The organism is Beggiatoa leptomitoformis (assembly GCF_001305575.3).
Taxonomy (GTDB): Bacteria; Pseudomonadota; Gammaproteobacteria; order Beggiatoales; family Beggiatoaceae; genus Beggiatoa; species Beggiatoa leptomitoformis.
Map to the genome: position 1 here is coordinate 2193801 of NZ_CP012373.2, position 25747 is coordinate 2219547.

The following is a 25747-nucleotide window of genomic DNA, read 5'->3' on the forward strand; positions in this document are numbered from 1 at the left end:
CCGTATCCGTTGTTTATTTCAAGGAAAATGAACATGACTTTTGAGTTTGTAGCCGCAGAGCTAGGATACTTGATGCCAGAAATTTTGTTGTTGACACTGGCATGTGTGGTGCTGTTGGTAGATGTTTACTTGCCTGAACAGTTGCGGAATCTAACCTATCAATTGACGCAAGGCGCATTGATTGGTAGTGCTTTAATGGTGGTTGCGACCTATCCTGAAAGTCGGATGGTGGTCATGAGTGGTATGTACATCAGTGATCCTATGGCGGCTATTCTCAAACTATTCATCTTATCCATTGTCTTTTTTGTGTTTATTTACTCACGTGACTATTTACGTGACCGTGGGTTATTAAAAGGTGAATTTTTTGTTTTAGGGTTATTTGCCACGTTGGGTATGTTAATAATGGTTTCTGCACATAGCCTCTTACTGGTGTATTTAGGCTTGGAATTGTTATCACTTTCCCTATATGGCATGGTTGCCATGCAACGTGAGTCACATCAAGCAACTGAAGCAGCAATGAAATATTTCGTGCTGGGTGCTATTGCATCAGGAATGTTGTTATACGGAATGTCAATTTTGTATGGTGTGACCAATTCGTTAGACCTCAGTGTCATCGCACAAGGTATTAATGCCAATACAGTAAGTAAAACCATGTTAGTTTATGGATTGGTGTTTATTGTTATTGGGTTAGCCTTTAAATTAGGTGCAGTTCCTTTTCACATGTGGGTACCTGATGTTTATCAAGGTGCGCCTACTGCAGTGACTTTATTCATTAGTTCCGCACCTAAAATCGCAGCATTTGCAATTATGATGCGTTTATTGGTTGAAGGCTTGGGTGATTTACAAAGCCATTGGCAAGGTATGTTAGTTTTATTATCCTTCTTGTCTATGGGGTTGGGTAATATTGTAGCGATTGCTCAGACCAATATTAAACGGATGTTGGCATACTCTACAATTTCGCATGTAGGCTTTTTAATGTTAGGTGTTATTGCTGGTACATCAAAAGGTTATGGTGCAGCAATGTTTTATACACTTGTTTATACCCTCATGTCACTGGGGAGTTTTGGGGTCATTTTATTGCTCAGTCGTGCGGGGTTTGAAGCTGAGCGTTTAGAAGATTTCAAAGGTCTTAACGAGCGTAATAGTTGGTTTGCTTTCATTATGCTGATTCTGATGTTGTCTATGGCGGGTATTCCTCCATTGCTGGGATTCTGGGCGAAGTGGGTTGTATTAACAGAGGTTATTCAAGCAGGTTATCTTTGGTTAGCCATTTTTGCTGTGATTTTCTCTGTTATCGGTGCGTTCTACTATTTGCGCGTCATCAAAATGATGTATTTTGATAAGCCTGAAGATACTACTGCCATCAATCCGCAAATGGATATGCAGGTTGCACTTAGTGCAAATGGTTTATTAATATTGGGTTTAGGAATTGTCCCTCAACTTTTGTTAAGTTTGTGTTTTGGCGCAATGGGTGTCTAAACCATAAGTAAAATTAATTAATCTCAAGGTTGATTCATATAATTTATGAGTCAACCTTTTTTTATGCTAAGAAACTCAAAAAAGCTTTTCAGTTACTTGTAATACATGCAATATTTGTTATACTCTGTTTTTCCTTACTTTTAAGGAATATGACTAAATACCAAGCGGTTATAATAATATGGAGTATTAAATAATGCTAAAAAAAATACGGGTAGGTTTGTTAAGTGCATTGTTTTTATTGAGTGGTAATATTTTTGCGGCGGAATCTGTACAACCTGTTATACAACAGAAAGTTGACTTGAATACGGCTGATATTGCAACGCTAGATGCAGAACTGATAGGTGTTGGACCTAAGAAAGCAGAGGCGATTTTTAAGTACCGTACGGACAATGGTTCATTTAAAACCATTGATGAATTGAAGAAAGTGCCGGGCATTGGGGATAAGTTGTTTGAGAAAAATCGGGATAAAATAACCGTTTCTCAGCCAGTACAGCCAAACACTGTGGCAGAAACTCCCGCTTCAGCCGAACAACCTACTTCTACAGAAACACATTGATTTATATTGTGTTAAAAGCCTTCAAGTTGGGTTGAAGGCTTTTACTTTTAAGGCTTCAACTGCCATATACCATGTCGATAGTGTTCCAATGGGTGATAATTTATTTTATAGCTCATTTTTTGGCAATCTTTAATCCAATATCCCAAATACAATGCATCACAACATTGTCGTTTACATTCCTCAATTTCCCATAAAACAGCATAAACACCTAAGCTCCGTTTTGTATATTCGGGCGTGGGGTCAAAAAACGTATAAACAGCAGAAAGTCCTTGTTCAAAACGGTCAACAACAGCAACACCAATCAATGTTGTTTGCAAATAAAACTCGTAGAAAATAGTATCCGCCCAGCCACTGGTTAAAAATTGTATATAACTATCACGGGTTGGATTATCCATCCCGCCACCTGCATGGCGTGCTGCTAAATAACGACAGTAAAGTTGAAAATGTGCTTCACAAAAAACGCTGGCTGTTGTTTTAACAGTGATATCTTGGTTTTTTTGCCATATACGTTTTTGCGTCCGATTGGGTTTGAATAGCCAAACAGGAATACGTACAGGCACACAGGCATCACAACTATGACAATGTGGACGATATAAATGATTACCGCTGCGCCGAAATCCGTGTTGTGACAGTGTGTTATATAAGGCTTTGTCTTTCGGAAAATGGGGGTCTATGAAAACGGTTGTTGCTTGACGATTGGGCAGATAACTACATGTATGTGGGGGCGTTGCATATAAATTAAACTGTGTTCGAAAATTCATTACATCTACCTATGATTTAGTCGCTAACATAGTGGTGACCAAGTCATCATCAAATTCCCAATTTCCTATATAAGCAGGCATTTCACTTAATCGGTCTAATAACATACAAAATTGCTTACGTGGAATTTCTCGTGCGCCAAGACTATCTAAATGATTAGTATAAACTTGACAATCAATTAATTCATATCCCCAACGTTGTAATTGCCAAACCAACTGTGTAAATGCAACTTTTGATGCGTCTGTCATACGACTAAACATTGATTCACCAAAAAATAATTTTCCAACCGTTACGCCATACAATCCGCCCACCAACTGATTGCCATACCACGCTTCTATCGAATGTGCGAAGTCATATTCATGTAATTGACAATAAGCCTCTATCATATCTGTTGTTATCCATGTTCCTTGCTGATGGGAACGTGGTTCAGCACAAGCTTGCATCACCTCATGAAAGGCTTGGTCTATTGTAACGGTAAATAACTGCTTACGTAGTGTTTTACGTAAACTCCTTGCTGTTTTTAACTCATTAGGAAACAATACCATACGTTGGCTGGGCGACCACCATAAAATAGGTTGCTCATCACTATACCAAGGAAAAATCCCCCGATGGTAAGCAACCATTAACCGACTAGGGCTTAAATCTCCTCCAATAGCAAGTAAACCATCTGGTGTATCAAGAGCATTGTCGACATTAGGAAAGTCATAAGGACTAGCATTTTTAGGAATCCAGTAGGGGCGACGCATAGTTTTAATCAATACCAGTAAGTAATAATTTGTATTTCAACCCTAAATAAGGGCTGAAGGCTATCTTTATGATTAAATACAAATAATAAATTGTTTAGTAGTATATTTACTATTCATCTTTCTTCCAACTTATTTACTTATAATAATTGTTTTTTCTCAAGGAGCTTTACGTAATCATGGCTAGACTTATCTTAGAGTTACCCGAACAATTTACATTTACAACTGAAATACCTGTTTTAATTGGACATATCAATTATGGTGGACATGTTGGTAATGATGCTATTTTATCACTCATTCATGAAGCTCGTTTTCGCTATTTAAAGCAGTTGGGTTATTGCTCAGAATTAGATATTGAAGGATTAGGCATGATTATGACGGATACGGCCATTATTTATAAAGCAGAAGCATTTCATGGTGAAACCATGTTAGTTCAAGTCACACCACAGGATTTTAACAAATATGGTTGTGATTTCATTTTTAAACTGACTAATCAACAGACAGGAAAGGAAATTGCGCGGGCTAAAACGGGCATTGTTTTTTTTGACTATCTCCAACGCAAAGTCGTAGAAATCCCCACTGAATTTCGTAAAAAAAGTCAGTCCAATGTATAAATTATTTTACACGACGCGCAATTAGTTGCGCTTTATCTCGAAATCCTTGATGTACATCACCTAATTGTCCTTCCTCTCGATAAAAAATGATTTGTAATGAATTAAATAATTGCAATAATTCGTTTTCGGCTAAACGATAGGTAGGATTTTTAGGGCCTGTATCTGTTACACAACAACGGGTGAATGTTTGATAAAATAATAGCCCATTGGGTTTTAAAGCGTGTATCAAATCTTCCGTAATAGCCCTCTCCAAAAAGTGTGCAACAAGGATAACATCAAATGTTTCAGTTTCTGGTGGATGACTAACGACATCGCGTAGGGCTGTGTGTACAGTCAATTGTTGTTGCTGGGCAATGAGTTGTAGTTTCGCCAATGCAACATCCGAATAATCCCACGCATGACTGTCCAAACCATGCTGTGCCAAAAATAAGGCATTTGCACCCAACCCAGATGCAATATCAAGCGATTTACCCGTTGTTGGCAATAAATACGCATGACTAGAAAGAATCTCACAAGGTGATGGACTGTTTATGATTGAGAGATAACGATTATTCCATTCTGTTGCGCTGGTCATTATGTTTTTTGTAAGCCGATTAAAAAGGAGAATGACACATTACAGAAAAATCGATAGTAGATACAAGAACCATTTTGTAAAACTTGTTTGAATAGCTAGGGCGTGTCATCAAATAGTAAAAAATGTTATATTATAGGTATATACCCAGATATCGCCAAGGATAAAACAATGAGTCGTCGCTATGCCTTAACCGATGAACAATGGTCAAAACTAGAACCGCTACTCCCTGGGCGTAAAGGACATGTCGGGATGACGGCTAAAGATAACCGCTTGTTTATTGATGCTGTTCTATTCCGTTATCGCAGTGGCATTCCTTGGCGCGACCTCCCCGAACGCTTTGGTGATTTCCGTGTCGTCCATACCCGCTTCAGTCGTTGGTCTAAGAAAGGTGTCTGGGAACGTGTTTTCAAGATACTAAGTGCCGATGCCGATAATGAATATGCCATGATAGACAGCACAATAGTTAGAGCGCATCAACATAGTAGTGGTGGTGGCGCAGATGAAGCCATTGGACGTAGCGCAGGGGGTTTAAGTACCAAGATTAACTCCGTTGTTGACGCACTGGGCAATCCGACCCTTTTTTTTTGACTGCGGGACAGGCAAGCGACCTTGAAGGGGCTGATGCTCTTATTCCTCAGATAAAGGCAAACGCTTTATTGGCTGATAAGGCTTATGATGCTGATGAACGGGTTAGAGATGTTTTAAAACAGAAAAGCATAGAACCTGTGATTCCGTTCAGGAAAAATCGTTTAAATCCACCTGATTATGATAAAGCTCTTTATAAGGCACGTTATTTAATCGAGCATTTCTTTGGTAAATTAAAGCAATATCGTGCAATAGCTACACGATATGATAAACGCGCTAGGAATTTCTTAAGTGGGGTTTATTTGGCTTCTACCTTGATTCTTTTAGCTTGAACCTTTAACCCTTCTTATTTGATGACAGGCTCTAGTGTAGTGCAAAAAAAGCTGTTAATTTCGACGGCTCAAGCATTCTTAACTCTAAAGGATTTACTTGCTATGTGCGGTATTATTGGTGCGGTTGCAGAGCGTGACGTTGTTCCCATTTTGTTAGAAGGATTAAAACGATTAGAATATCGTGGGTATGACTCCGCTGGTGTCGCTATTATTGACTATCAAACACAAGGGCTTGCACGTCAGCGTGTCGTTGGAAAAGTCGATATTTTAGAATCTGCATTGCAGCAAAAATCCTTATATTCACCAACAGGTATTGCGCACACTCGTTGGGCAACACACGGAAAACCAACAGAGCAAAACGCACATCCGCACATTTCCAAAGACATGATTGCTGTAGTACACAACGGCATCATTGAAAATCATCAAATATTACGCGCTTTTTTACAAGAAAAAGGTTATATATTTACTTCTGAAACGGATACAGAAGTTGTCGCACATCTTATCCATTATTATACCGAGCAAGGTAAAGACGTACTCAATGCTTTTCGTGCGACCTTAAAACGTTTAGAAGGAAGCTATGCACTGGCCGTGATTAGCCCTTTGGCTTCTGGTCATGTATTTGCGTCCCGCCAAGGATGTCCTCTAGTCGTTGGTGTCGGGATTGGTGAATATTTTGTTGCTTCAGATGTTGCTGCTTTAATCCCAGTGACACAAAGAATTATTTATTTAGAGGATGGTGATATTGTTGATTTACAACGTGACCAACTCAGTATTACAACAATAACGGGTAAATCTTGTGAACGCCCCATTCATATTAGCCAGTTACAAGCGGACGCTGTTGAACGGGGTGAATTTCGTCATTACATGCTCAAAGAAATATTTGAACAACCGCGTGCGTTGGCAGAAACCTTGGAAGGACGTATCCACAATGACCAAGTGCTAGAAGCCGCTTTTGGCGCGAATGCTCACCAGTTATTAGATGAAATTTATGCAGTGCAAATTATCGCTTGTGGCACTAGTTATCATGCGGGGTTAGTTGCACGTTACTGGATAGAATCACTTGCAAAACTTCCCTGTAGCGTGGAAATTGCGAGCGAGTTCCGCTATCGCCAACCCCTTCCCAATCCTAATGCCTTGGTTGTCTGTATTTCTCAGTCAGGTGAAACGGCGGATACATTGGCGGCATTACATGAAGCTAAACGGTTGGGCTTTGGACCTAGTTTAGCCATTTGTAATGTTCCAGAAAGTGCCTTAGCCCGAGCTGCTGATATGGTACTGATGACACGTGCAGGTCCAGAAATTGGCGTTGCTTCTACCAAAGCATTTACCACACAATTATTATGTTTGCTGATGTTGACGGTTGTCTTGGGCAGACGAAACGGGACAATTTCAGAATTAGAAAAAGTCATTGTGCGTTCCATGCGTACATTACCTGAACAGCTTAATAAATTGTTATTGCTAAATGATACGATTAAACGATTGGCAGAAAAGTTTGCTGATAAACATCACACACTATTTTTGGGTAGAGGGGTACATTATCCTATTGCAATGGAAGGGGCATTAAAGCTAAAGGAAATTTCCTATATTCATGCAGAAGCCTATCCTGCAGGTGAGCTTAAGCACGGACCACTGGCATTGGTTGATGCAGACATGCCTGTTGTTGCGGTTGCGCCTAATGATAGTCTGCAAGAAAAGCTTAAATCTAATTTAGAGGAAGTTCATGCGCGCGGTGGACAATTGTTCATTTTCGCCAACCATCGAGCCATTATGCAAGCTTCTAGTTTTGTAAACGTTATTGAATTAGGCGAAATCAACGAATACATTTCCCCAATTGCGTACACGATTCCTTTACAACTGCTTGCCTATCATGTTGCTTTAATACGTGGTACAGATGTCGATAAACCACGTAATTTAGCAAAATCGGTTACTGTTGAATAAAAATATCAATTTTAGAAAGTATTTTCATTTTTTATCTTATTAGTCAAGATATTACTCACAATGAGCAACGAAAATAACCGCATCAAGGAATAACTAAAACATCAAAAATCATTTAATGCATTTAAACTATTCCCAATTAGACCAAATCTACTTATAATGACGAGCTGATTTGGGACGTAATTGGTCATTATAATCCACACACAATCCTGACTTAATTACTGTGGATTGTTGTTTTGCACAAAAATAATAAAAAATTGATTTAGAAAGTAACAAGAGAGTACTAAGAACAACTATATTGTTCGGATTTTGTGATAAAAAAATCCTTTTTTAGAAAAGTATGAAAAACATAGTTGACCCCCCTCTTGTGTCCCATTATCATACAGCCTTGCTTAACACATGCCTAAGAATTAAATCAATAAAAAAATTAGGGCAATCAATGATTTTATATGTTCATAAAATCTCTCCATATTGCTGACAGAATTATAATTTGAATGAATGAACAAGTGTCCTCTATACACCCACCGTTAAGCGATACGGGTGCGCGAAAAGTTTTGCGTGTACAAACCCTGCTTATTTCGGGAATAACGCTTGTTTTTTATTTTGGCTTCGGACAAGCAGAAGCCTTAGCTGCCCTTTACGGTGGTTTTATTGTGTTGTTCAACGTGTGGATAACCCACCGTCGTCTGCAAACTGCGCTAGAACTCGCAAAAGTAGCACCAGGAAAAGAAGTTGTCGCATTATATGCAGGCGCAATTCAACGTTTCGTTGCAACATTGATCTTTTTTGGTTTAGGAATGGGATGGTTACAATTATCACCTGTTCCCATGCTCGTGACATTTGCAGTTGCACAAATAGGTTATGCCGTTGGACATGTTATTCGTTCAAAACCGATTTCTTAATTTAATTTTTAGGGAGTATTAAGTGTGAGTACAGAAGGTCATCACGGCGCACCCAGTAGTCCAGTTGAATATATTACCCACCACTTAACCAACTTGAGTGTTGGTGATGGTTTTTGGACAATCAATATTGACAGTTTATTTTGGGCTATTGCAATGGCTCTTCTGTTAGGTTTGGTTGGTAAAAAAATTGGAGATAGTCTTAGTTTAGATAAGCCATCTAAACTACAATCTTTTCTAGAAGTGCTTGTTGAGTTTGTTGCAACTCAAGTAAGAGAATCTTTTAGCAGTCATAATCCGCTTATTGGTCCACTTGCGTTCACCATTTTTTGCTGGATATTCATGATGAACACATTAGACCTGATTCCTGTTGATCTCGTTCCTTTGATTGCTACTTCCGTAGGTATTCCATACATGAAAATTGTGCCTACAACAGATTTATCAACCACATTCGCAATGTCATTTAGTGTTTTCATTCTGATTATGTTTTTCAACTTCAAAGTGAAAGGGCCTATTGGCTTTGCCAAAATGTTCTTATTCCATCCTTTTAGTTCCAGTAATCCCGTCGTTAAAATCATTCTCATGCCGTTTAATATTTTAATGACCAGCATCGAAGAAATTGCCAAACCTGTCAGTATGGGCTTACGTCTTTTTGGTAACATGTTTGCGGGCGAATTAATTTTCGTGCTTATTGCATTATTACCTTATTGGATTCAATGGGTACCGGGTGGTTTATGGGCAATTTTCCATATTGTAGTTATTACACTACAAGCTTTTATTTTCATGTTATTGACTATCGTCTATTTGAGTATTGCGCATCAATCTTTAGATGATCATTAAATAATACGTTCCGTCGTCTTAACCATTGGTGAGTATTTTAATACTTACAAATGGAAAATTTTTAATTTTTAACTATTTTTCTTTAACATTCACTATTTTAAGGAGATATTTCACATGACACCTGACATCATTGCTCAAATTGGTTCTGTTTATGCCAACACAGTGTTAGTCGTCGGTTTTATTTTAGCAGCAGGTGTGTTTGCTTCTGCATTTGGTTGGGCAATTATTTGTTCTAAATACTTAGAAGGGATTGCCAGACAACCTGAAATGAGAGCGCAATTAATTGGTCAAATGTTATTTAGTGGTGGTTTGATGGAAGCGTTCCCCATGATTGGTTTGGGTATCGCCATGTTCTTCACTTTTGCAAACCCGTTCGCTGCTTCCTTACGTGCCGCGATTGGTGGTTAATTTAAACCTCCAATTCCCCTATTACTTAAAAAGTTGGGAGCTTAGCGTATGAGTATTACAGCGACCCTCTTTGGACAGATGATCACGTTTGGCGTGTTAGTCTGGTTCGTGATGCGTTATCTGTGGACACCGATGATTCAGATGCTTGAGCAAAGAAATGCGCAAATAGCAGATGGATTAGCTTCCGCAGAACGTGGTAAACACGAACTAGAGTTAGCCTCACAACGTGCCGCAGACCGTCTTCGTGAAGCGAAGCAACAAGCGGCCGACATTGTGGCTCACGCGAACAAACAAGCTGATTTAGTTGTCGAAGAGTCTAAGGAAAAAGCGCGCTTAGAAGGTCAGCGTCAACTTGAAGCCGCACAGGCTGAAATTGAGCAAGAAAGAAGTCGTGCTCGTGAACAATTGCGTGAAGAAGTTGTGAGCTTGTCCATTGCATGTGCAGAAAAAGTCTTAGCACGTGAAATCAATGCGGCGAACCATAGCGAATTCATTGCTCAAATGATTAAACAGCTATAGGCAGTGAGTTATGGCAGAATTTGCAACTCTAGCACGTCCTTACGCGGAAGCAGTGCTTGGTCTTGCCAAAGCGTCAGGTGATTTTACCCAATGGTCTGACAATTTGCGCTTGTTGACTATGATAGTTAAGGATTCTGCAATTGCAGTGGTCATTGCCAACCCACGCGTCGAAAAATCCGTTTTAATTAGCTTGTTGTTGGATGTATGTGCAGACAAGATTGGTGATGAAGCTCAAAATTTGGTTAAAGTTTTGATCGATAATAATCGCTTGTCTATTGTGCCTTACATTGCGCAAGAGTATGAATTACTCAAAGCCCAACAGCAAGGTTATGAAACGGTGGAGTTAATCTCCGCTTTCCCCGTTACCGAACCCCAAGAACAAGAATTATCATCTGTACTAAAAAAACAGTTAGATAAGACAGTTAATATCAGCGTAAGAATTGATGAATCGCTGATGGGGGGCTGGTTAGTGCGTGTGGGTGATCAAGTTATTGATGCCTCTGTTAAGGGTCGTCTGCAACAATTAGCCACTGAATTGCGTCGTTAAAGCGAGAAAGAACACATGCAGAAGATGCAGCTTAATCCCTCTGAAATCAGTGATCTGATTAAACAAAAAATTCAAAGCTACAACCTCGTAACTGAAGGTCGTAGTGAAGGTACTATCGTCAGCATTACTGACGGGATCGTGCGTATTCACGGTCTTGCTGATGCTGTGTATGGTGAAATGTTAGAGCTTCCCAGCGGTTCTTATGGGATGGCATTGAACCTTGAGCGTGATTCTGTTGGTGCAGTGGTGTTAGGACCTTATGAGCATTTGTCCGAAGGTGACACCGTTAAATGTACTGGTCGCGTGTTAGAAGTTCCTGTAGGACCCGCATTGTTAGGACGCGTCGTCAACTCTTTAGGACAACCATTAGATGGTAAAGGTCCTATCGATACACAGTTAAGTTCTCCTATCGAACGTATTGCGCCTGGCGTTATTACTCGTCAATCTGTTAGCCAACCTTTACAAACAGGTTTAAAGGCGATTGACGCAATGGTTCCTGTTGGACGTGGGCAACGTGAGTTAATCATTGGCGATCGTCAAACGGGTAAAACAGCTGTTGCCGTTGATGCTATCATCAATCAAAAAGGCACGGGTGTTAAATGTATCTACGTAGCAATTGGACAAAAAGCGTCCTCTGTAGCCAACGTTGTACGTAAACTAGAAGAGCATGGCGCGTTAGAACACACCATTGTTATTTCCGCCTCTGCTTCAGATACCGCCGCATTACAATTTATTGCACCTTATGCGGGTTGTTCGATGGGTGAGTATTTCCGTGATCGTGGTGAAGACGCATTGATTGTTTATGATGACTTGACCAAGCAGGCTTGGGCATATCGTCAAGTATCCTTGTTATTGCGTCGTCCTCCTGGACGTGAAGCCTATCCTGGTGATGTATTCTATTTGCATTCTCGTTTACTCGAACGTGCGTCTCGCTTAAATGCAGACTATGTTGAAAAAATCACCAATGGTGAAGTAAAAGGTAAAACGGGTTCTTTAACTGCTTTACCCATTATTGAAACCCAAGCAGGTGATGTGTCTGCTTTCGTACCTACCAACGTAATTTCTATTACTGACGGACAAATTTACTTAGAGACTGATTTATTTAACTCTGGTATTCGTCCTGCTATTAATGCTGGTTTATCTGTGTCCCGTGTTGGTGGTGCAGCCCAAACCAAGATTATTAAGAAATTAGGCGGTGGTATCCGTTTAAGCCTTGCACAATACCGTGAGTTAGCCGCATTCGCTCAGTTTGCCTCTGATTTAGATGACAGTACCCGCAAACAGATTGAACGTGGTCAACGTGTTACGGAATTAATGAAGCAAAAACAATACTCTCCCTTGAGTGTTGCGGAAATGGCTGTCTCTTTGTATGCCGCTAATGAAGGCTACTTAGACGATGTACCCGTGAAGAAAGTGGTCGATTTTGAAAAATCCTTGCACATCTATATGAAAAATAATCAAGCTAAGTTATTGGCTGATATTAATGCAACGGGTGATTATACCGACAATACTGCCGCGAGTTTCAAAGCCGCCTTACAAGACTTCAAGGCTAATCATACGTGGTAAAACGGCGATGAGGGTGATTAGTATTTATCACCCTTATCCTGTTCATCATCTACCTTTTACCAAGAGTCTTCGTTATGGCAGGTAGCAAAGAGATACGCAATAAGATTAAGAGTATTAAAAATACGCAAAAAATTACCCGTGCGATGGAAATGGTCGCCGCCAGTAAGATGCGTAAAGCGCAGGATAGAATGCGTAAATCTCGCCCCTATACAGAAAAAATTCGCTCTGTTATTGGGCATTTAGCGCAGGCACACCCTGACTATAAGCATTCTTTTATGGTTGATCGTCCTGTCAAGCGTGTTGGCGTGGTGATTGTGTCCTCTGATCGGGGATTGTGTGGTGGTTTGAATACTAATTTATTTAAGACAACATTGTCAGCCTTAAAAACATGGCAAGCTGATGGTATTGCAGTTGATATATGTCCTATTGGCAATAAAGGCAGTGGTTTTTTTAAACGGATTGGTGGCAACATCGTTGCACAAGCAACACATTTAGGGGATGCACCCTCTCTTGAGGATTTAATTGGCTTAGTTAAAGTCATGTTGGATGCTTATAACAGTGGCACTATAGATCGTCTATATATCGTCTATAACCGTTTTGTTAATACAATGACCCAATCTCCACAAGTGCAACAGTTGTTGCCAATTCATGCGGGAGAAGGTGATAAATTAGAACGGCATAGCTGGGATTATCTGTATGAGCCTAGCGCACCCGAAGTTGTGGATGCACTGTTGATGCGTTATATCGAATCACTGGTTTATCAAGGTGTGGTGGAAAACATCGCATGTGAGCAAGCCGCGCGAATGGTTGCAATGAAGAGCGCGTCGGATAACGCAGGTAATTTGATTAATGAACTCCAACTGGTTTACAACAAAGCCCGTCAAGCCGCTATTACGCAAGAAATTTCCGAAATTGTGGCAGGTGCTGCAGCGGTTTAACCAGTCACGGTAAGCAATGCTTACTGAAAACTGCGTATAGAATACTCGCAATTTAAAGATATGAGAGGAACTTAAACAAATGAGTTCAGGCAAAATAGTGCAAATCATTGGCGCGGTGATCGATGTCGAGTTTCCTAGCGACGCTGTTCCCAAAGTCTATGATGCCTTGTTGGTGGAAGAAGCTAATTTAACATTAGAAGTCCAGCAACAATTAGGCGACGGCGTTGTACGGACTATCGCCATGGGTACAACCGATGGGATGCGTCGTGAGTTATCCGTTAAAAACACGGGTTCACCTATTAGTGTACCTGTTGGACAAAAAACGTTAGGTCGCATCATGGATGTCTTAGGTAATCCTATTGATGAAAAAGGTCCTATTGGTGAAGAACATCGTTGGGGAATTCATCGTAAAGCCCCACGTTACGAAGACTTATCTGCTAGCACTGAGTTGTTAGAAACAGGTATCAAGGTTATTGACTTGGTTTGCCCCTTTGCGAAAGGGGGGAAAGTTGGTCTGTTCGGTGGTGCAGGTGTCGGCAAGACCGTCAACATGATGGAATTGATTCGTAACATCGCTATCGAACACAGTGGTTATTCTGTGTTTGCTGGGGTTGGCGAGCGGACACGTGAAGGGAATGACTTCTATCATGAAATGAGTGAAGGCGGCGTGTTAGACAAAGTCTCTCTCGTTTATGGTCAGATGAATGAACCCCCAGGAAACCGTTTGCGGGTTGCCCTGTCTGGTTTGACCATGGCCGAGTATTTCCGTGATGAAGGGCGCGATGTGTTGTTATTTATTGACAATATTTATCGTTATACCCTTGCAGGAACAGAAGTATCTGCATTATTAGGACGTATGCCTTCTGCAGTGGGTTATCAACCGACGTTAGCAGAGGAAATGGGCGCATTACAAGAGCGTATTACTTCTACGAAAACAGGTTCTATTACTTCTATTCAGGCAGTATATGTGCCTGCTGACGATTTAACCGACCCATCACCTGCAACAACCTTCGCTCACTTAGATGCGACAGTTGTGTTATCACGGCAGATTGCTGAGTTAGGGATTTATCCTGCAGTTGATCCATTGGATTCTACTAGCCGTCAATTGGACCCTTTAGTCGTTGGTCAAGAACACTATGAAACAGCCCGCGCTGTTCAAGGGACTTTACAACGTTATAAAGAGTTAAAAGACATCATCGCTATTTTGGGGATGGACGAGTTATCCGAAGAAGATAGATTGACGGTTGCTCGTGCGCGTAAGATTCAACGTTTCTTATCTCAACCTTTCTTCGTTGCTGAAGTGTTTACAGGCAGTCCTGGTAAATACGTATCCCTGAAAGATACCATCAGTGGTTTCAAGGCAATTGTCAATGGTGAATATGATCACTTACCAGAACAAGCGTTCTACATGGTAGGTTCGATTGAAGAAGCTGTTGAAAGAGCCAAGAAATTATAAGCAGTGTACGGTTATTGACCGTTAATCTGTCGATAACCGCCCTCTGGTTACTGAGGAGCTTAGAATGACAATGACCATTCACATTAATATAGTAAGTGCTGAATCTGATTTATATTCAGGGCTGGCTACAATGGTGATCGCCCCCGCCGTTATGGGTGATGTGGGTGTAACCCCTCGTCATGCTCCTTTATTGAGTCCGTTACGTGCAGGTGAAGTACGGGTCAAAAAAGAAGATGGCACAGAGGAAGGTTTTTATGTGTCGGGTGGTATGCTTGAAGTTCAACCACATATGATCACTGTATTAGCGGATACCGCGTTACGTGCGAAAGATTTGGATGAAGCAGCCGCCTTAGAAGCAAAACAACGTGCTGAAAAGCTGTTGGCAGATAAAAAATCGGATATTGATTATTCTCGTGCTCAAGCCGAGTTAAGCGAGGCGATGGCACAACTGCAAGCTATTCAACGCTTGCGGGGTAGACGATAATATTTGTCCCTTTCTCTATAATGGAGAAAGGGGTTTTTATTCCTTAACAAATGTATCAATAGATACATCCTCTTTTAAATCCCCCTAAACAACTTGTTATAAACTTGACAACGCGATAGCGTGCTTCTTCATTTTTCGATAAAGCGTGTTACGACTCATTTTTAAGCTCACCGCAGTATTCGTGATATTCCAGCGATGATGCTCTAATGTTTGTAAGATAACATTTTTTTCTGCTGAATCTAAATCAGGAATATCTGTTGTTGATGGCGGTTGAACACGTGAAACGGCAGGTGTTGTAATACTGGAGTGCGGTACTGTGTTGGACATGTCCGCAACATCAATAAGCGATGTACGCAAAGAGAGAAGCGGTCTACAGGTAATTTCTGGTGGTAAATCATGACGTGTGACCAGATTTCCTGTTTGTAGTGCTAACGCCGTGCGAATAACATTACGCAATTGGCGGATATTACCCGGCCAGTTATAACTTGCTAATAACTCAAAAGCTTCAGCTTCTATCTCTATGGCCTCATTTTCTGTATTTTCAGCCGCTAGCGCGCAATGGATTAGCGAATCAATATCAGTACGTTCGCGTAGTGAGGGTAAGGTTAGCGTAATGCCATTGAGCCGATAATATAAATCTTCACGAAAAGCACCTTCTGCAATCAGTCTTGGCAAATTGTGATGTGTTGCACTGACAACAGTAAGATCAATCGCAATAGGTACTTCACTTCCTAGTGGTAATACTTCTTTTTCTTCTAATACCCGTAACAGTCGAGTTTGAAGTGTTAAAGGCATATCGCCAATTTCATCTAAAAACAGTGTTCCACCATGTGATTGTAGAATTTTGCCACGCATCCCTTCACGTCGCGCGCCTGTAAACGCGCCATGTTTATAACCAAACAATTCGCTTTCGATTAATGATTCTGGAATTGCCGCACAGTTTAAGGCAACAAAAGATTTATGTCTGCGTTGGCTAGCTTCGTGAATGGCTTTTGCAAGGGCTTCTTTGCCTGTTCCTGTTTCCCCTTGTAAGAGGATAGGAATATTTTTATTCATTACCTTTTGTGCATACCGTACGTTAAAAGCCATACTTGGGTCTTTACCCGCTAAAGCTTCTAATGTCATGCATAAGGGCATTTGTGTTGTCGGAATCCGTTGAATGCTCGTGCTAGGAACACTACGACGTTTAGGAAATTGTAGCTGGGTATGATAAGGATGTCCGTGTTGAGCATCGTAAACCAGTTGTAGCCCATTTGGTTGACGATTTGTATAAGTCATTAGTAATGTTAAACTTGTTGTAAATAACTCACTAATGTTTTTACCAATAAATTCAGTTCTATTTTTATTAAAATAATGCACAGCGTTTTGATTAGCTGCGATAACATGTCCAGCTTCATCAATAGCAAGTAGGCCTTCTGTTACATGTCCGATATAGTAAGACTTTGGATGGAAATGTAAAATCCAATGGTGTTGACATTGACGAATGAAGCCAAAGTTCTCAATTTGACGAGCGGAAATATTAACCAAAGCCGCTGTATGACGGTGGCTTTCTCGAGAGTCTTGCGCACTGGTTGAGGAGACATCCAACACGGCGAGTAAATCACCTTGCGCATCAAAAATAGGGGCAGCAGAACACGTTAGAATAGTGTGAGAGGTGCGGAAATGTTCCTCACGACAAACAATAACGGGAGATTTTTCATAAAGACATGTACCAATCCCATTGGTTCCTTCTTTTTCTTCCGTCCAAATAGCCCCCGGTAATAAGCCTGAGCGATTAAAATATTCTGTGAGCGTTGGGTCGCCAACATAATTGACAATAATACCATCGCTATTCGTTAGGATAACTGAATATCCTGAACCAACAATGCGTTGATATAACTGAGCCATTTCTTCTTTGGCGAAGTCACCTAACAATTCATCAATGCGTTCACGATGGTCTGTTAGTTCTGCATGTTCAATAATCAGTGGCTTCCGTGGTGCTTCTGGGTCTATACGATAACTTTGGACGCATCTTTCCCACGAGCGGGCAATTTGTGCCTCCAGTTTTTCTGTAAGACCTTGTTTATCTATATTGGAATAGATTTGTTGAACATGGTGGTGAGTAACTGCATCAAATATCATATCCTGACATCCCCTGATATTTGGTCTGTGAAAAAGTGTGTCATTATAATTGTTATTCATGTGTTACAGAAATGTAACAGTCAAATAACAGTGTGGCACACGCTTAATAAAAACGCTAGTGTTAATTTTTATGTTTTTCAAGATAATATATATATTTTTCAGCCATATAATGTTTTTCATAAACAGATTTAAATGTGTAAAAAACCCAAGTTTTCCCCCTATTAATAAGACTAAATACCAATCTATCCTTTAATTTTAAGGATTAATTTAGTTTTTAAAGAAAGCCAATTTTTATAAATGCACTATTCTGTTAAATAGATGAAATATTTTCAATAATCGTGTCACCCAATGTAGCTAGTAAAAGTAACGTTGTGGTTGAGGAAAATAATATGACGAAATACCTTTTTTACGTCGTTACCGTCTCGCTAAGCTTCATTTTTAGCTATATAGCACAGGCTGATATTGTGTTAGATGGCACCATTGGTACAGCAACAGAAGCAACACGGATTAATGAATCATTAATATCAACACCAAATAAGGGAGAACAAAATGCCTTTGTGATTACGCCTAATTTGGGCGCGCAGTATGGGAGCAATTTATTTTATAGTTTTAAGGAGTTTAATTTACAATCTGGCGAAATAGCTGATTTTACAGTAGGGCAAGGCGCTGAGATACAGAATATTATTAGTCGGGTAACTGGTGGTAGTGCTTCTTTTATCGATGGAACATTAAGATCGGATCTCGTTGACGGTAACTTATTTTTTCTCAATCCATACGGCGTTATTTTTGGTGAAAACTCACAGATCGAACTATTCAGTTCATTTCATGTGTCCACCGCAGATACCCTTATGTTAGGAACGGATGGGGAATTTAACGCACGTTTTCCTGAACAGAGTATCTTGAGTAGCGCGCCTCCCAGTGCTTATGGTTTTTTAACAAATACACCTGCAAGCATTGATTTGCAAAGTACAAAAATGATTAGTTTTAATAATAACATTACGTTAACGGGAGGTGAAATTAATATTAAAGATAGTTTGTTATGGGCTGTTTCTAAACGTATAGCACTGGTTAGTTTAGCCAACCAAGGAATAGTTTCATTTAATGCAGAAGCAGGCGAAGAAAATATGGATGTAAGTTCCACAACAGCACGCGGTAATATCACCATTGATGATAGCTACTTATTGGTATCGGGTGCTAACGTGAATAACGAAACACTAACCGTTAATACGCAAAAAGCGGGGGACTTATATATCTATGGCGGAAAATTTATTGTTAGGAATAGTTTATTAATGAGTGGTGGTGTGCTTGATTTATCTATAGATGATACTAATCCCGATATCATCAATAATGAAGATAGTGGCAGTATCACGATGCAAATTAACTCGCTTAAATTAGAAAACAGCTTTATCACAACATTAACAAATGGTAGCGGTAAAGGAGGCAATGTTTATATTTTTGCTGAAGAATTTGTAGATATTGGTGGAACAAAAAAAGACGAATCTAATAATGATGAAATACGAACGAGTCAAATTTCAGCAAATACGTTAAGTACCAGCGAAAATGCAGGACAAGCAGGCATTATTTATGTAGAAACCCCCGTTTTACTACTGCATGATGGTGGAAAACTGGATAGTTCATCTGGCGGATGGGGCGATGCTGGCGGAATTCTTGTTAAAGCAGATGAAATTGATATCAATGGCAGCACAATGGTAGATACTGACAATAATCCTTATAGTGGTTTGTTTGTCAATTCCACCGATACCTCAGAAAACGCAGGCGATGCAGGATTAATTGCGATTGAAACAAAGAATATGCGCCTAACGGATGGAGGACAAATTAGCAGTAGTACCTCGGGCGGTGGAAATGGTGGGGTAATTGCGATTGCCGCAAGTGATACATTAACAATAGGCAATGCAAATATAGGTAATCCCTTAGAAGACCCAAAGGACATTATAGATGAAGTGAAGGATAAACCAGTGGCTGAACATACTGATGAAGGCGATATTCCCTCCCGAACCACCACCAGCGGTATTTTTGCCGCGTCAACCAATACAACCCTAGAAACAAGTGGTAATGCAGGGGCTGTAATGATTCAAGCAAAAAATGTCGATATGAATAATGGTTTTATCACCACTACAACGCGCGGTAGTGGAAATGCAGGCACAGTGAGCATCATCGCTGATAATTTGTACATGCTTAATGGGGCAAATCTCTCTAGTTCTACAGAAGGGAGTGGTAATGGCGGAACGATTACCTTACAGATTAGTGATACATTAAACATGCAAGCAGGGGAACTTCAAAAAGAATTTGCTTATCCCACGGTAATTCAAGCAACCTCTAGTAATGCAGATATTGAAAATGCAGGTCAGTCTGGCAACATCAAAATTGATGCCAAAAATCTGACAATGAACGGTTCACTTATTGCCAGTTCAACCAATGGAACTGGTGCAAGTAATCTCATAGAGATAAATGCAGACACCGTTGAAATTAGTGGTAGCACAATTCTGGAAGGTAAAATGCGCCATGCGGGTATTTATGCCAATTCGGAAAGCACTGAGACAAATGCAGGACAAGCAGGCGAGATACACCTGACCGCTCAAACGTTAACATTAAAAGAGGGGGGCAGTATTAACACCTCCACACAAAATGCAGACGGTGGCAACATTATCCTAACCATTCCAACCCAAATTTATTTACGTGATGGCGGTAACATTACTACCAGTGTTCGTGGTGGAACAGGAAATGGCGGCAATATCACCATCCAATCCCCCCACTTTGTCATTATTGATAAAGGACAAATTGTTGCACAAGCAGCTGATGGCAATGGTGGTAATATCACCGTTACAACCGACCAATTTTTAGCCTCGACCGCCGCCCAAACGCAAGTTGATGCCAGTTCAAAAAAGGGAATTTCTGGAAAAATTGTCATTACCTCACCCATTGTCGACATAAGCGGTAATGTTATTAGCTTGCCCACTAACTTTTTAAATGCAACGACTCAATTACAAGCTAAATGCGGCGGGCTAGGGGAACAATTAGAAAGTCGTTTTATCGTACGGAGTTTACAAGGGATAGGCAAAACCCCGCGCGACTTGCGCACCATGACCGCTTATACCCCGTCCAAATCGACAGAGGTCGCACAAAAAACCACAAAACTACCCGATTTGAGCGGACAATTATTTGTACAAGTTCGTTGTGGGAAGAAAACAGCCTAAGACATGAAACTTTATACAGGCAAGATATTAGCGCGAATTTATTCACGCTAATATCATTACGTATAAACATTAAAACGCGGACTATCAACTAATTAAAGCCAATAATTTGATTAAATAACCTTGTTTACCACACTTAATAATAAACGTCGTTTATCATTTAAAATAACCCGACTTGCCATTACGTTGGTCTCGAAAATCGCGCCTGTACGATGCTGTTCATTACGCTGCCTATACATAATGGCCTGCTCATTGGTCATCAACAAACTGTAATATTCACGAACTGCCTCACTGTGTGTGTTAGACGGTAAAACTAGCGTGAATGGTTGCCCTAATAACTCATCTTGACGATACCCATAAAACTCTGCGTATGTCCGATTAACACGTAAAAAACGTCCTCGATCATCCGTTAAGCATAAACCCAGTTTACTCGCATCAAAAACCGCCGATAACATCACATCATCATCATGCAATGCATCATCATCATAACTATCTAGCGGGATTTCATAGCCTAAATACCATGTAAACCACTTAGGCAATGCAAAATATTTAGCTAAATCGTACCAAACGACATTTTTTAATTGTCCATCTTTTGCTGTGAGTAAACTTTCCCAATGGAATGACGCTTGATTACTAGTGCTAAATAAAATGTCCTCTAATTGATCGATACTGGGATAAAGCTGCTTGAGCGCGGCAGGATCACCCACCATTTCCTCACCACTATAACCCGTTATAGTAGTACACATTTCATTCCAAACCATTAAGGTTCTTTCTTTATCAAAAGCCATGAGCATAAACGGCAGCTTTTGCAAAGCCTCATAAACACTCTCATCAGTCGGTTTATTCGCAGATAAAGACATATTATCTTGCAATTGTATGGCATAGACGATAACCCCACTGACACGCCCCAAGCCGTCATGATAAGGCAATTTATCAATTTTCAAGCGTACCGCATCGCCTGTTTTAGTTGGATAAGTTTGTATAATACCAAACTGAGCCAGTCCATTACGCAATACATCTTTACCATCCGTCAGTTGCATAACCAACGGATTACCTGTTCCAAATGTTGTATCGGCTAATAAATTTTGTCTTACCAACTGGTTTTCCCTATCACGATACCAAATAAAAGCAGGTATCGTATTGAGAATAACGTGATTTTCCTCTGCCTGCTTGTACAACGTGTCGCGTGTACGTTGCTGTTCGCTAATATCATGCAACAAACCAAAACTAAATAAAATATTGCCACCTGTATCCCGTACCGCATCCACCCGTTCCCACACAGGGAAAAGTTGCCCCTCTTGCGTATGAACCTCTAACTCTCCTTCCCAACTTCCGCCCTCTTCTAAAGCGGGTACAACATCACTTTCCCAAACCATCAACGATGAATCTGAATAATAAGTCCGATAATTCATCTGACGAGAATCTTTTGTGGAATAACCCAAGAGTTTTTCATGTGCAGGATTGACGTAAACCACTTGTCCTTCGGGATTACTAACAAAAATAGCTTCAGCAGATGACTCAATAATAGACTTAAATAATCGCAAATGTCCTTGCGCTTTTTTGCGCTCAGTCACATCGATACCAACACCAAAGATATAATCTAATGCACCATTTGCCTTAACAATCGCGCGACTATGCCACTCTACCAACAAAGGCACGCCTGATTTACTAATGACATGACTTTCTAACAAAGAGGGCTGCATTGATTTGCGTAACGTATCGAATTCTGTTGCGACAATGCCACGTTCACTTTCTGGTACAAACGTTAAATATTCCTTACCTGCAACCTCATCTAATACATAACCCAATGCGTTCAACATCGCCTTATTCATCAAACGAATTTTACCATCAGGCTCAAGCGCAAAGAAAAAAGCAGGCGAGGCTTGCACCAACATATTGATAAAATCGCGTTCTTTACGCAAAGCCTCTTCGGCCGCTTTACGCTCTGTAATATCACGCACCGTCGCACAGATTAATGAACGTCCTTGAAACAAATAAGTATTACCCGTAGAAATTTCTACAGGAAACACCGTACCATCTTTCTTCCGATGCCAACGTAAAGGGATAGTTTGAACTTTTTTCGTTGTCCCCCCCCCAAACGCTGAACGTTGTTTCATCGACTCGGCGGACACTTCCTCTGTTTTTAGCCGTAACCAATCTTCCTTACTAAAACCATATAAATCAACAGCCGCATGATTCACATCAAAAATTTGCTGTGTATTCGCATCAAAAACAATTGTAGGGTTAGAAGATGCCTCAAACAATTGCCGATATTTAGACTCACTTTCCCACAACGCCGTTTCAATTTTTTGGCGTTCGCTAATATCATGCACAATCAACATTAAGACTTGTTTTCCACGCCAAATAAAGGGGTTTGCAGTCACTTCTACAGGAAAAACCGTACCATCTTCTTTTTTATGATACTGCTGCGACGTATATTTCAGACCCTTTTTAATGGATTTAGCCGTTTTTTCAGGTTGTGCAGATAAATCCAAGGTCTTCATTTTGAGCAAATCATTACGCCCATAACCATACATCTGCACAGCCGCTTTATTTAGCTCTAAAATCCCTGTAGATTCCGCGTCAATCATAAATACAGCATTATTTTCTACTTCAAGCAACTGCCGATATTTTTTCTCCGTCTCTTGTAATTCTTCCTCTACCCGTCGCGTTTCAGTAACGTCAATATGCGTACCAACCATGCGTTGTGGCTTACCATTCGCATCACGTACCAACACAGCACGGCTCAAAATCCACCGATAACTTCCATCCTTATGTTGCAAACGATGCGTATTTTCACAAACGGGTGTAACCCCTTCTAAGTGATTTTGTATATCCGCCATGACTTTTTTATAATCTGAAGGATGAATACGTTGATGCCATGTATCAATATGATTTGGCAATTCAGCCTCTTCAAACCCCAACATTTTTTTCCAACGGCTAGAAAAATACACCTCATTACTGTCTAAATTCCAATCCCATAACTCATAATTATTATCCGTCACTGTCTCAGGAGAACTGCTACGCTTCTGAATTTCCTTACGAATAGTCAGCTCATTTTCCTTATAATGACTAATATCCGAAAAAGAAATGACGACCGCATACGGCGTAGTCACATCATCCCGCCACAAAGGATAAGAATTAACCCGTAACCAAAATATACTCTCATCCGATTTCACAACACCCATCACCACATCAGAATAGGCTTGTCCCGTGCGTAAAGTACAAATAGCAGGATGTGTTTCTGTTGGAAAGGGTGAACCATCTTCATGAATTGCCCGCCAATCAGGGTCTATAAGAGTCCAACCCATCATCTGTTCCGCAGGTAAACCAATAATTTGCTCAGCACTTGGATTACACGCGCCGATAGTTCCATTCGCATATTGCAACACAACACCCTCTTGCAACACGCTCAGGATTTCATCAGCAATCATCGGTTGCTCACGTCCTGTGATGTCCATACCAACAGCATGATAAGCATATTCTTGCGATGCTGCACCATTGATTTCCCACAGAATCTGGCGATAAGTTCCATCATGATGACGGAAACGACAGGCAAACGACACCGAAGCCATGCCTTTTTCTAGCTGCTCAAAATAATATTTGGTTGAAGGCTGATCTTCCTGATGAACAAAGGCAAAAAAAGTCTTTGCCAACAATTGCCCTGTGGATAAGCCTAGCGTTTTTTCCCAAGCAGCGTTCACTTCCTTAAATTGACACTCCATATCAAGAATGCCGAACATTGCGGATGAACGCCAGAAAAAGCGTGAGTGACGAGGGTTGTTCACTGCCATGCAATCTAATCCTCTACGGTGGTTGTGCCGTATTGCCCACTGTTATAGGAATCGCTATAGCGAGAATGGGGCGGTTAATCCTAGTTCTTATAGCCTAGTATAAAGGAGTTTTCGTTAGAAATAATGATAGCTTTTACGCATTAACAAAGGATGTTATGGAAATAATCACATTGAAAAGACAATGGCAATTATCACGCCAATTATTCACATCATTCGCCCATCAGATAAAACCATTGTTGGTCAATTCGTTCAAATTGGCTAATTTCTTCTAAACGACCGCCACGTCCCGTCGCAAGTTTATAATAGGCTCTAAAATGGACAGTACCCTGAATATCTGTCGCTTTACCCGCTTGGGTTTTTACAACTTCTAAGGCTACCCAACGACATGAGTCATCAAGTATCAACGTTGCAGGACGTGTGTTTGGATGCCATGTTGTCTGCAAATAATCAACATTTCCCAATACATAAGCGGTATAACGAGAGCGCATTAAGGCTTCTGCTGTCAGTGGATAATCTTGCCTTTGTAAATAAGGCTCACAACAGCGTTGTAAAACTTGACCAGAACCACACGGACAAGTGGTTATTATCGTTTTTTTTGCCATTAAACATCACTAAACATGATAGCTGTCAACATAAAATCTAACGCAAGCGTTGCCAGTGCAGAATAAACAACCGTGCGCGTTGTCGCACGACTGACACCTTCAGACGTAGGTAAACAATCATAACCTTCAAAAACGGCAATCCAAGTTACGGCAATACCAAACACAAAACTTTTAAGTAAACCATTAAAAATATCATCATACAGTTCAACCGTGCTTTGCATTTGTGACCAGTAAGAACCCGAATCTACCCCGAGCAAATTAACAACAACTAAATGCCCCCCAAAAATACCTATCATATTAAACATCGCGGCTAACAAAGGCATTGCCAATACACCCGCCACAAAACGCGGTGCCATAACACGGTGATAAGGATTAACGGCCATCATTTCCATCGCGGCAAGCTGTTCTGTTGCTTTCATTAAACCGATTTCTGCCGTCAGTGCTGAACCTGCACGTCCTGCAAATAAAATAGCCGTCAATACAGACCCTAACTCCCGCAACAAGGACAAAGAAACCATGACACCTAACATTTCTGTCGCGTTAAAATTAACTAAAATATTATAACCTTGCAAACCAAGCACCATGCCAACAAACAAACCTGATACCAAAATAAGGCTTAAAGACAAAACCCCAACAGAATACAATTGCATGACCACCAAACGCGGACGCAACAATAAACTGGGTAAACCGCTAAGCAGATGCAACATAAAAAGCACACTCCGCCCTAACCGTTCGAAAAGCGCAAGTGTTTGACTACCTATCTGTTGAAATTGGTCTAACATCA

The 25747-nt window shown here is 40.5% G+C and carries 22 protein-coding genes; 15 read left to right on the forward strand and 7 right to left on the reverse strand.

Annotation, left to right across the window (positions count from 1 at the left end):
- Nucleotides 1–33 precede the first annotated feature (33 nt).
- Both nuoN and AL038_RS09190 read left to right on the forward strand, forming a co-directional pair.
- Nucleotides 34–1479, forward strand: coding sequence for an NADH-quinone oxidoreductase subunit NuoN (gene nuoN / locus AL038_RS09185; RefSeq protein WP_101539204.1), 1446 nt, complete (start codon nucleotides 34–36; stop codon nucleotides 1477–1479).
- Between the two features lie 193 nt (nucleotides 1480–1672).
- On the forward strand, nucleotides 1673–2035 hold the full coding sequence (locus AL038_RS09190) for a ComEA family DNA-binding protein (protein ID WP_062152107.1): 363 nt from the start codon (nucleotides 1673–1675) through the stop codon (nucleotides 2033–2035).
- Nucleotides 2036–2082: 47 nt separating this feature from the next.
- Here the strand turns inward: AL038_RS09190 and AL038_RS09195 are convergent, their stop codons facing one another.
- Both AL038_RS09195 and aat read right to left on the reverse strand, forming a co-directional pair.
- Nucleotides 2083–2796 carry an arginyltransferase gene (locus AL038_RS09195; protein ID WP_062152110.1) on the reverse strand — a complete coding sequence of 238 codons (714 nt, stop codon included), beginning with the start codon at nucleotides 2794–2796 and terminating at the stop codon, nucleotides 2083–2085.
- Nucleotides 2797–2805: 9 nt separating this feature from the next.
- On the reverse strand, nucleotides 2806–3540 hold the full coding sequence (gene aat, locus AL038_RS09200) for a leucyl/phenylalanyl-tRNA--protein transferase (protein ID WP_062152112.1): 735 nt from the start codon (nucleotides 3538–3540) through the stop codon (nucleotides 2806–2808).
- A 176-nt stretch (nucleotides 3541–3716) separates the two neighbouring features.
- Between aat and AL038_RS09205 the strand changes: the two genes are divergently transcribed.
- Nucleotides 3717–4151 (forward strand): acyl-CoA thioesterase, encoded by a 435-nt coding sequence (locus AL038_RS09205; RefSeq protein ID WP_062152115.1) that lies wholly within the window; start codon nucleotides 3717–3719, stop codon nucleotides 4149–4151.
- Between the two features lies 1 nt (nucleotide 4152).
- Here AL038_RS09205 and AL038_RS09210 read toward each other — a convergent pair whose 3' ends face one another.
- Entirely contained in the window at nucleotides 4153–4725 is a 573-nt protein-coding gene (locus AL038_RS09210; protein WP_062152118.1) for a class I SAM-dependent methyltransferase, read from the reverse strand.
- 168 nt (nucleotides 4726–4893) lie between these two features.
- Here AL038_RS09210 and AL038_RS09215 point away from each other — a divergent pair.
- The 11 genes from AL038_RS09215 to AL038_RS09265 all read left to right on the forward strand — a co-directional run bounded on the left by AL038_RS09215 (nucleotide 4894) and on the right by AL038_RS09265 (nucleotide 15234).
- Nucleotides 4894–5642, forward strand: a protein-coding gene (locus AL038_RS09215) for an IS5 family transposase (RefSeq protein WP_101539186.1) whose coding sequence is annotated in 2 segments (ribosomal slippage) — nucleotides 4894–5308 and nucleotides 5308–5642 — 750 coding nt in all. Because the reading frame shifts where the segments join, the coding sequence is not laid out codon by codon here.
- A 102-nt stretch (nucleotides 5643–5744) separates the two neighbouring features.
- Nucleotides 5745–7580, forward strand: coding sequence for a glutamine--fructose-6-phosphate transaminase (isomerizing) (gene glmS / locus AL038_RS09220; protein WP_062152121.1), 1836 nt, complete (start codon nucleotides 5745–5747; stop codon nucleotides 7578–7580).
- A gap of 491 nt (nucleotides 7581–8071) precedes the next feature.
- Nucleotides 8072–8479: an ATP synthase subunit I gene (locus AL038_RS09225; protein ID WP_062152124.1), complete on the forward strand. Its 408-nt coding sequence runs from the start codon at nucleotides 8072–8074 to the stop codon at nucleotides 8477–8479.
- Nucleotides 8480–8503: 24 nt separating this feature from the next.
- The gene (atpB, locus tag AL038_RS09230; protein ID WP_062152127.1) at nucleotides 8504–9316 is read left to right on the forward strand and encodes a F0F1 ATP synthase subunit A; all 813 of its coding nucleotides are present in this window, start codon (nucleotides 8504–8506) and stop codon (nucleotides 9314–9316) included.
- A 114-nt stretch (nucleotides 9317–9430) separates the two neighbouring features.
- Nucleotides 9431–9724 (forward strand): F0F1 ATP synthase subunit C, encoded by a 294-nt coding sequence (gene atpE, locus AL038_RS09235; RefSeq protein ID WP_062152130.1) that lies wholly within the window; start codon nucleotides 9431–9433, stop codon nucleotides 9722–9724.
- Between the two features lie 48 nt (nucleotides 9725–9772).
- Nucleotides 9773–10243, forward strand: coding sequence for a F0F1 ATP synthase subunit B (locus tag AL038_RS09240; RefSeq protein ID WP_062152131.1), 471 nt, complete (start codon nucleotides 9773–9775; stop codon nucleotides 10241–10243).
- A gap of 10 nt (nucleotides 10244–10253) precedes the next feature.
- Entirely contained in the window at nucleotides 10254–10790 is a 537-nt protein-coding gene (locus AL038_RS09245) for a F0F1 ATP synthase subunit delta (RefSeq protein ID WP_062152133.1), read from the forward strand.
- A gap of 24 nt (nucleotides 10791–10814) precedes the next feature.
- Nucleotides 10815–12356, forward strand: a complete 1542-nt coding sequence (gene atpA / locus AL038_RS09250) for a F0F1 ATP synthase subunit alpha (protein ID WP_062152135.1) — start codon at nucleotides 10815–10817, stop codon at nucleotides 12354–12356.
- Nucleotides 12357–12430: 74 nt separating this feature from the next.
- Nucleotides 12431–13294, forward strand: coding sequence for a F0F1 ATP synthase subunit gamma (atpG, locus tag AL038_RS09255; protein WP_062152137.1), 864 nt, complete (start codon nucleotides 12431–12433; stop codon nucleotides 13292–13294).
- Nucleotides 13295–13373: 79 nt separating this feature from the next.
- A complete protein-coding gene (gene atpD, locus AL038_RS09260; RefSeq protein ID WP_062152139.1) occupies nucleotides 13374–14750 on the forward strand; it encodes a F0F1 ATP synthase subunit beta in 1377 nt (458 codons plus the stop codon).
- 64 nt (nucleotides 14751–14814) lie between these two features.
- Nucleotides 14815–15234 (forward strand): F0F1 ATP synthase subunit epsilon, encoded by a 420-nt coding sequence (locus AL038_RS09265; protein ID WP_062152141.1) that lies wholly within the window; start codon nucleotides 14815–14817, stop codon nucleotides 15232–15234.
- Nucleotides 15235–15330: 96 nt separating this feature from the next.
- Here AL038_RS09265 and AL038_RS09270 read toward each other — a convergent pair whose 3' ends face one another.
- On the reverse strand, nucleotides 15331–17355 hold the full coding sequence (locus AL038_RS09270; RefSeq protein ID WP_062152143.1) for a sigma-54-dependent Fis family transcriptional regulator: 2025 nt from the start codon (nucleotides 17353–17355) through the stop codon (nucleotides 15331–15333).
- 389 nt (nucleotides 17356–17744) lie between these two features.
- Between AL038_RS09270 and AL038_RS09275 the strand changes: the two genes are divergently transcribed.
- Nucleotides 17745–20570 (forward strand): two-partner secretion domain-containing protein, encoded by a 2826-nt coding sequence (locus tag AL038_RS09275; RefSeq protein WP_062152145.1) that lies wholly within the window; start codon nucleotides 17745–17747, stop codon nucleotides 20568–20570.
- Between the two features lie 110 nt (nucleotides 20571–20680).
- Here the strand turns inward: AL038_RS09275 and AL038_RS09280 are convergent, their stop codons facing one another.
- The 3 genes from AL038_RS09280 to mlaE all read right to left on the reverse strand — a co-directional run bounded on the left by AL038_RS09280 (nucleotide 20681) and on the right by mlaE (nucleotide 25745).
- On the reverse strand, nucleotides 20681–24361 hold the full coding sequence (locus AL038_RS09280) for a PAS domain S-box protein (protein WP_062152146.1): 3681 nt from the start codon (nucleotides 24359–24361) through the stop codon (nucleotides 20681–20683).
- Between the two features lie 209 nt (nucleotides 24362–24570).
- A complete protein-coding gene (locus AL038_RS09285) occupies nucleotides 24571–24963 on the reverse strand; it encodes a YchJ family protein (protein ID WP_062152148.1) in 393 nt (130 codons plus the stop codon).
- Nucleotides 24963–25745, reverse strand: a complete 783-nt coding sequence (mlaE, locus tag AL038_RS09290; protein ID WP_062152152.1) for a lipid asymmetry maintenance ABC transporter permease subunit MlaE — start codon at nucleotides 25743–25745, stop codon at nucleotides 24963–24965. The genes AL038_RS09285 and mlaE overlap by 1 nt, the downstream gene beginning before the upstream one ends.
- Nucleotides 25746–25747 lie beyond the last annotated feature (2 nt).